Source organism: Pseudoalteromonas sp. S1727, assembly GCF_005886375.1.
In the GTDB taxonomy this organism is placed as follows: Bacteria; Pseudomonadota; Gammaproteobacteria; order Enterobacterales; family Alteromonadaceae; genus Pseudoalteromonas; species Pseudoalteromonas haloplanktis.
In genome coordinates, this window is the sequence record NZ_PNDT01000326.1 from 1 (window position 1) to 326 (window position 326).

Annotated in this window: 1 pseudogene; it reads right to left on the reverse strand. The window is 39.9% G+C overall.

Annotation, left to right across the window (positions count from 1 at the left end):
• Positions 1-72: 72 nt before the first annotated feature.
• Positions 73-326: pseudogene (locus CWB85_RS22175) on the reverse strand (hypothetical protein); the annotation flags it as partial.

A 326-nucleotide genomic window follows, 5' to 3' on the forward strand; every position in this document is an offset into this window, starting at 1 on the left:
CCTCTGCCGCCTCATCTATTTTTTCTGTTAGATAACGCCAAATCCAGCTACATGTTTCATCATCTATTATATCTAACCAGGGAATAAGGCTTTTAACTGAAACAAACTTTCCCAGTGTTTTTCAAAGGTTGCAACTAAGATCCCTAATGTTTGTGCACTTGTGGCGAGCCCTTTTATTGCTTGTTCGGTATCAATTTTCTCACGCATTGCTATGTCACTTATATCTCTAATTTGCTCTATATTACGTCCCACATCTGCAACGACGCTACTTTGCTCTTCAGTGGCGGTAGCAATTAATGTGGCCATATCTTTGATCTCATTAGCTG